General features: G+C 52.6%; 6 protein-coding genes and 1 rRNA gene. 2 read left to right on the top strand and 5 right to left on the bottom strand.

The genetic code is table 11. From position 1 onward, the window contains the following. Window positions 1–134: 134 nt before the first annotated feature. Window positions 135–251, top strand: a 5S ribosomal RNA gene (rrf, locus tag G538_RS0111920). 157 nt (window positions 252–408) lie between these two features. Here the strand turns inward: rrf and G538_RS0111915 are convergent. The 4 genes from G538_RS0111915 to G538_RS0111900 are packed head-to-tail and all read right to left on the bottom strand — an operon-like array spanning window position 409 to window position 4402. Next, complete coding sequence (locus G538_RS0111915) at window positions 409–2232, bottom strand: choice-of-anchor G family protein (RefSeq protein ID WP_029069494.1); 1824 nt, start codon at window positions 2230–2232, stop codon at window positions 409–411. Continuing rightward, window positions 2229–3119 carry a hypothetical protein gene (locus G538_RS0111910; RefSeq protein WP_029069493.1) on the bottom strand — a complete coding sequence of 297 codons (891 nt, stop codon included), beginning with the start codon at window positions 3117–3119 and terminating at the stop codon, window positions 2229–2231. The genes G538_RS0111915 and G538_RS0111910 overlap by 4 nt, the downstream gene beginning before the upstream one ends. After that, window positions 3116–3649: a signal peptidase I gene (locus G538_RS16575; protein WP_084618370.1), complete on the bottom strand. Its 534-nt coding sequence runs from the start codon at window positions 3647–3649 to the stop codon at window positions 3116–3118. The genes G538_RS0111910 and G538_RS16575 overlap by 4 nt, the downstream gene beginning before the upstream one ends. Before the next feature lie 36 nt (window positions 3650–3685). After that, a complete protein-coding gene (locus G538_RS0111900; RefSeq protein WP_029069492.1) occupies window positions 3686–4402 on the bottom strand; it encodes a hypothetical protein in 717 nt (238 codons plus the stop codon). A 1458-nt stretch (window positions 4403–5860) separates the two neighbouring features. Here G538_RS0111900 and G538_RS18235 point away from each other — a divergent pair. Beyond that, complete coding sequence (locus tag G538_RS18235) at window positions 5861–6577, top strand: helix-turn-helix transcriptional regulator (protein WP_029069491.1); 717 nt, start codon at window positions 5861–5863, stop codon at window positions 6575–6577. Between the two features lie 16 nt (window positions 6578–6593). On the opposite strand, the gene G538_RS0111890 is transcribed toward G538_RS18235, so the two are convergent. Continuing rightward, entirely contained in the window at window positions 6594–7370 is a 777-nt protein-coding gene (locus G538_RS0111890; RefSeq protein ID WP_029069490.1) for an alpha/beta hydrolase, read from the bottom strand. Between the last annotated feature and the right edge of the window lie 54 nt (window positions 7371–7424).

Here is a 7424-nt window from a genome sequence, read left to right as displayed (position 1 = left end):
ACGCCAACCACTAACACACACACAAAACACGCAAGAACCCTGCTCATAAACACGTCCACTACCCGGTCCACAAACCACAACCCCAAACCACACCACACTCTTCCAGACACACGTGCTTAAGGTTTCGACGATTTTGCGGCTGTCACAGCGGCAGGGAAACGCCCGGTCCCATCCCGAACCCGGAAGCTAAGCCTGCCAGCGCCGATGGTACTGCACCCGACAGGGTGTGGGAGAGTAGGACACAGCCGCAACCACACATCATGCAGGGCCCCCAACACGAACACTGTTCGCGTTGGGGGCCCTCCACATATAACCCCCACACACCACAGACACGCACGGGCACACGGTACGCGACATAGGGCACAGACCACACGGGGGCACCCCCGGTACGCAAAGGTCACATGCGTACTAACCCCGCACATCCACCACCGGACCAACCCGAGCAACAGCCAGATAAACCACCGCAACACTATCTGGAATGAGTTGATCTCCCACTCCAACCCGAAGAGCAGCCTGGACGAACTCACCGCTTGAAACGTTTCCCTCGTCAATTGCGTAGGTGAAATCTTGAGGGCCTCCAGGAGAATCCGGCTGCACATTTGCCATAATCGACAGTACCCCTGGTGCGGCTAGTGCTGACCAAACACTATCCAAAGACGTAACAGCACCAGACACCAGCGGATTAAGTGTCGACGCTACCTCTGCGAGGGCGGAGTTCACTGTAGAGGAAACAGTGTTGACTACGGGCCCAACTAACGAGTTCGTTAACCCGCTCAAAGAGCTCAGCACGTCATTGAGAGACAAACCTAATAGACTCAGTGCAGTGTTCAAAACGGCGGTGTCCTTCTGATTAGTTAACGTCACGGCTACTTCTAGATCACCATCCATAATGTTGCCGATTGTTTGATCAGCTGTGACATTAACGTCCACAATGTCAATGCCGCCAAGAATGCGCACCATGACATTGAGATCGATCGTTAACCGGGCGTTACGCAAAGCTGCAAGAACAGTAGATTCAACATCTTCAACCCACTGATCCAAAAGCGCTGACACGCGAGAAGATAACGCATTGATCACCGTTGAGTTGATAAGCAATTCAGTGTTAGGGGCAAGATTATTCAATGATGTTTGGTCGTAACCCAAAAGCGCCTCAAGGTCCGCAGTGAGTAAACCACTAGATAGATCTATTGTCACTACGCCATCAGACAATCTGTCATCGGTAAGTTCGGAAACCGCCGATGCTAGATCCAGTTGCGTCAAACTCACTGTTCCAGATACATCACCAATACCAAGACCAGAGGCTAGCACCCCAGCAATCTCATTGACTATGACTTGGCTAACCAGCCCATCCACTCCAACGAGGTTTGACATTTCAGCTTCTACCGCAGGCACAACATCTTGGGTGACAGCACTCCCTAAAGAAGCTACTAAGGTGCTATCAACATTCAAACCAAGCCCCGCTATGCGATAGTCTCGTTCGACTAAGAGACTGTTGTCACCTCCCCAAATTCGAGAGCGCAACATTTCGCACCAGTCGATGCTTGAAGATGCGGAAACGGCACCAATCTCTAATGACACATCGTCGATTCCCGCGATTCCAGAAAGCGTAGGCAATGTGTCCGTGAGCGATAGGGAAGCAGAAGAAGGTAACGAGTCAGGGGGAGGGGCATCGGAAACTAAAACCCCGCCACTATCACTCACAAGGCCAGCTGCTGCGGAAGCTACGCCCCGTGGATCAACGCTGCTCCACTGGTTTAACCCGCCCACCGCAGCGCCGTCAACGGGAATGTTCAGTAGCTGCGAGAGATCCAATGCAACGAGCCCCTCGACTACTTGAACAGAAAGCGGGTTCGCAAATGTACGGCGTGGAGGCGTCGGATGAAGGTCAGTACTTCCTGACGGAGAAACAAAGAAACTACCCTCTTCCGTGAACTCAGTGGTAACACCTTCGACATCAGCAAGAGAAGCCAAAGGGGTGCCACTAAGCACCGTAGCCTCGATGAACTTGGCCGTTGCAGTAGTCGAGTATGTTTCTTCAGATTCGCACTGATAACTGGAAGTGCCTACTGTGCCATGAACATGTTCCGGTGTGACCCAGGCGGCAACGGAAAGTACAGGGGTTGCTATAAGAGCAACGCACGTGGTCGTGAAGCCGGCAGCAAAAAATGCGAAACGGGGACTGAAGCGAGATTGTCGCTGTCCCTGTGTAGTTGAAGGCGGGTGAACGGTCATTGCCACTCCTGCGTGTTGCCAGCAGCTTCATGAGAAACGAAAGTCATATGAGGGGCCATCAGCGATGAATGTGACTCGCGGATGCGGTTCCCTCTGCGATGAAGAACAATGAGTGCGATTCCGCTCATCACGGTGATGCATCCAATGGCAAACGCAAGAGAGTTCCAAGTAGATAGACCGGTTTCCGCTAATGAGCGGTTGCCTGTACCAAATGGTTTTGGGTGAGATGTCAACTGATTGCCCCCGTCGTTGTCAGGTGATGTGTTTCCCGGAGGTATTGATGAGGGGGGTATCTGTGGTGGGGCAGTTACGCCGCCAACGGCTTCTTCAGTTGCTTTGGCAGTGATGCCAATGCCCACAACAGCAGTAAGGTTGGCAGTCGAATCCTCTGCGTCTGTTGGGTCTGAACCCAACCACAGTGTCACTAAAAAGTGCAGGTAACCGCTAGCTTTAATGGAGCCTAGTTGGTAAACATTATCATTTGTTAACGGTGTGGTATCAGATGGTTCGATAGTAACAATTTCACCGCTTTTCGCGGGACACGAAGGGGTGGAAGAACCGGCCCCCTGTTGAAAGTTGCCCCAGGGGGCTGTGCAATACTCCACTCGAATATGCAACCCATCGCGATGGTCCGCTAAGGCCCCCCACCGGCTGACTTTCATGGAGAGCGTTGCGTCGCTGTCACCAGTAACTTCAGCGCTCACACGCCATGTTGTTGGTTCAGTTGCACTAAGTGTGAAGTTCGCGGGATAGGGGTTCGCCCATAAAACCAACTGACCAGAATTCCCTGTCTCAGGTACGGCAGTCAAGACAGCTGCTGCTGTAGGGCCAGTGATCAGTAATCCAAGGGCGATGAGGATGACCCCCAACGCGGTTTTGGCTCTCATATGATCTGCCTCCGTGGCCAGAAAGCCCACGTCACAAGAGCCGAAATGAAGACAATCAAGGCAAGTCCAACGACCGGTGTTACCCATCTTGTGAGCAAACCACCAACGTGAGGAACCACGGCCATAGTTTTGTCAGCGGAATCAAGTGTGTACGGGTCTGGGTCATTAATGGGGTTAGCATCCCCCCGGAGGGTGAGCGTCCGTAGTTCACCGCCGTTTGGGGACAACGCAGCTATATCTACGATTCTGTGAGTCACAGGCAAGGTGTAGCCAGGCCGCGGAGCAGTAATAATGTCACCCACTTCGAGTTTTGATGCTGAAACCGTCTGAGACATTACAACTGACCCCGCTGGAATGGTTGGCTCCATCGAACCGGTGAGAACAACGACAAGGTGAAGATTTAAAACATGGGCCGCAACCATCCACGCCGCTACAGCGACGCCACATATTGCAGCTAAATAGAGGAAAGCAGCGGTCAGGCCGCGCCAGAGCTGACGCGGCCACGCCGTTGACATTTCATGAGTGCTCATGACAGTTCACAGGTCTTTTCTCAAAAAGTGGCATGACTACGATGTTGCTTCGAACTGCCACATCGGGGCGACCGCACGACCCATGTAGTCATCAACTTCAAGACCTGCGCCCGGCGTAAACGGATCTGCCAATCTGATTTCGAAACAGTAGAACTGCACTGATCCACTGGCTGCGGCTAACGATTGTGTAGCCGTAGCGGCTGCACCTGAAAGAGAGCCATCAGCAATTGTTGTTACCCCAGGTTGAGATGCATTGAATGCTGTGGCGTCGCAAGTAATCTGGGTGTCTGTTGAAGTAGCGACACGGACATCGAGAACATTGAAGAGCGCGTCCGCTGTGTCATCAACTCCAGGTACTTGCGCCGCGGTTGCCGCAAGTGCGGTTTGTAGTTCAAGAGTTCCAGCAGCAGAGTCAGATGTTGTCCGAAGTGCGACCTGAGCGAACGTGGACACTCCTGGAGATAGAGCCAGTGCGTTTGGTGAGAAAGATACTGCTCCGCCAGGCGCCGTCTCAGCATCGACAAACGTGTCGAATGGCGATTCTGTACTCTGTTGAACCTCAAATGTGCTGGTTCCGATGCCCGGCCCGTCTCCGGCACTATTTGCACCGAATACCCACTCAGTGTCCGTCCAGGCGGCGAGTGTGAAACTCAGCCCGATGCCCAAGACCGAACCTCCCGATGCTATGGCGAGTACCTTGCGGCGACGGTTCTTTCGAGCAGTTGCGGTGTGGTTACGAGATAGTGAGCTCACGAATCCTCCTAGGAAAGTTGTGGTGAAAACTCTCTTGTATTTCGAAAGTAGCAACGAAAAGTATTTGGAGCGACAGTGCGGATGGAAAAAGCAAAAATGGCGTAGTATCTGCTCTTCTTCGGGTGAAAAAACTACCCAAACCCAATAGGCTGTTGATGGGGTATTCGAATATTTGTATTGTTGTAGGGTGCATTCTTCTTTGCAGAGATAGAGCTTTATCGAATCAGCAATTGTTTCTAAATAGGCGAGAAAATGACTGATCGGTTAGATGAGGTTCTGAGAACGGTTCAGGAGGGTTCCGCGCATCTATCACTCGTGGGATGGGGCGAGTTGGACAGTTCGTTCTACATCGATTCAGTGACCGATGTGCTGCGGAGTGGCGGTGTCCGGTTCTTGCGCTTAGAAGGAGCGCGAAACAATGGGGGCTCTGGACAAACCGTACGGGTGGTAGATCATTCAGCAAGTGAAGGATGGGTTTTGCCTTCTCATCACCCATCAGAGTGGAGGCAATCACTAGATGAATCGCTTCTGTGGGTGCAGACTGTAGTCATAGAGAAGGCGACGCTACTACCTGTAGCTGTTGCTGACGCCATAGCGAATCGCGTCGCAGCGGACACATTACGTGTAGTGATAGCCACCCGGGTCGTCGATTCGCCTGAAACGTGCGGTGGATCCTCAGGTCACTTGGCTCGCACCCACTGGGGGCACCAGGGCGGTGCGCTAAGTCGAATCTTTCAAGCTATGCGCTTATACGAATGCGTGGAGTTTGACATGGGATTCCTCACCGAATCAATGATCCGTACAGTCATCAAGCGGGACTTACCAGAAATTCAATGCTCTGAATTATTCGTTCGTATGGTTCATCTTCTCTCAGGGGACTATCCAAGCATGGTGCAGCTGGTGTGTGAATCATTGCGAGAGTCGCTAAATAACCCGCATGGGAGAGGTATTGACGGGCTTATTGACGATCTATTTGCTAGGCCTCGTCTCATGGCGCAGGTCCAGAAAATTATGGAAAAAATTCCCGAAAAATATCATGCAGTTCTCCACGAGTTATCGGGTGCTCGAGGTGTTCGTGCGGTGCGGGCTGAAACTATCTACCCACGTGAAGCACTACGTGCGCTCCGAGTGTGCCGAGCAGTCTATACGCTCGGTTCACCAACGGGCTATTTCGTACATCCATTGTGTCGCACCAGGGAACCTAGCTCGTTATCGATCGAAAGTGAGGAATTTAACGCTGACCTACGACAACATGTTTTAGAGTTCTTTGCCGAAAGTTTTTTGGAGCAACCCCCCAAACCTCGAGGATGTGCGCCAACACGCCATGACAGTGACGCACACATCCTGGCTGCCTTAGGTGCATCGGTTAGGGCTTGCGTCCATCAGCGTGTGGGTGATGCTCGACATGACCAGGGAGACACATTCAGAAGTACCAGCATGATGCTGAGGAGCAAAGACATGCCTGCCCTTGAATTGTCTGTTGCATTGTATGCGGGGCAGGTCTGCCAAAGTCTCGCGCAAGCCTCGAGCCATATTGGCGCAGATGATGAAGCCGTACTTAACGAATGTGGACAAGGTTTCAGCGCTGAGGAACTTCTAGCCAGAGGAATCGTGAGTAACGATGGGGTCTTGGTCCAAGTTGTTCACATCCTGTGGTGTGTTGAACTGTTCGCTGCAGGCCGAGACGCTGAGGCTGCACGAGAACTAAGCGTAGCTAGACACTACGTTTTCACCATGGAGACCGAGTGGGTCACTGTGGTGGCTGCGCTATGGCAAGCAATTGAAAAGGTTCAAGGACGTCACGGGATGCACAACGCCATTTCTGGTTGCGAAAAGGGTGGGCATCGGCAAGCAATCGATACGCGAGGATTCGTTACAGATGGCGACAGCCCGCCGTGGCTCGTGACAATGGTGCAACGGGTTGCCGATGCTCGAACTATCGATAAACAAAAGTGTGACAATGTCCAAGACTGGCACCGGACTCTTTCTCACCGTGAGTGTCAAGTGATGGAACAGCTCAGCCGTGACCTGACGAATCGCGAAATAGCCCAAGAGCTTTTTCTGTCCGTACGAACAGTGGAAGCGCATGTTCTACGTATCCGCCGGAAACTAGAGGTCCGTAAGCGTCGAGACCTGGCACGAATCGCACGGGAAATCGGTGCAATTGGACTGTAAACAGCCCCAAAGGGTATTACTTTGATATCTGGGTGTCGTCTAAGTAGTTGCTGATCTCGTCAGTGATACGGATGAGCATGGCGTATTCATCGATGGACGCTTCCCCATCACCGGATTGTGGCCCGTATGCGCCAAAGCTGGCGTGGTTTGCACCCTCGATTTCCACCAACTGTGCGTCAGTTGGAAGTAGCCCTCGGGAGTCAGCGACCTTTTCCTGGGTTGATAAACCATCCTCACTACCAGCGAGGCTCAACACAGGAATGTCACTGTCGGAAAGATCATTAGCGCAGTAAGAGGCAAACAAAATAAGCCCATCTGTGTCAGGTGCAAACTGGCACGCTTTCACCCCACCTAATGAGTGCCCACCCACCAACCAGGTCTCAACCTCGGGAACAAGGCCTGTGAAATGGTCAAGGGAACGCAGATCAAAAAAAGCCAGGTTCAACCACGGTTTCGTGATCACCACGGTCACTCCATCTTCAGCAACCACACCTGACAGCGTTTTGGCGTAAGCAAGCGCCTGAACTTTCGCGCCAGGAACAAAAACTAACCCCACACCCTCATCGGCGGTTGTTGTTCGTTGAGTGTCACCCGTCGGGCTCATGATAATCGCGGTTGATGTGTCTGTAAGTTCGATGCGAGGGTCCTCGCGTACTGCGGCGAGAGCATCAGGCTCAGCAGTCATGACACCCGTTTGGCTCCACACCACCAGCCCGACCGCAATCACGGCAATGAGCCCAAAAACAATACCGAAACCCCATAGCGCGATGCGCTTACCCCGTGAACGTGACACACAAGAATCTTACGCCTGGTGCGTGGCGCCTGTTTGGGCTGTGTTTTATCTAGG

This window comes from Jonesia quinghaiensis DSM 15701 (assembly GCF_000423205.1).
GTDB classification, from domain to species: domain Bacteria; phylum Actinomycetota; class Actinomycetes; order Actinomycetales; family Cellulomonadaceae; genus Jonesia; species Jonesia quinghaiensis.
Note: the sequence above shows the minus strand (reverse complement) of the source record. Positions and strands in the feature narration are given on the sequence as shown.

What these genes read in the sequence shown, in the direction of transcription:
- G538_RS0111915 (WP_029069494.1), bottom strand. Translation starts at nt 2,232, where the DNA reads ATGACCGTTCACCCGCCTTCAACTACACAGGGACAGCGACAATCTCGC.
- G538_RS0111910 (WP_029069493.1), bottom strand. Translation starts at nt 3,119, where the DNA reads ATGAGAGCCAAAACCGCGTTGGGGGTCATCCTCATCGCCCTTGGATTA.
- G538_RS16575 (WP_084618370.1), bottom strand. Translation starts at nt 3,649, where the DNA reads ATGAGCACTCATGAAATGTCAACGGCGTGGCCGCGTCAGCTCTGGCGC.
- G538_RS18235 (WP_029069491.1), top strand. Translation starts at nt 5,861, where the DNA reads ATGCCTGCCCTTGAATTGTCTGTTGCATTGTATGCGGGGCAGGTCTGC.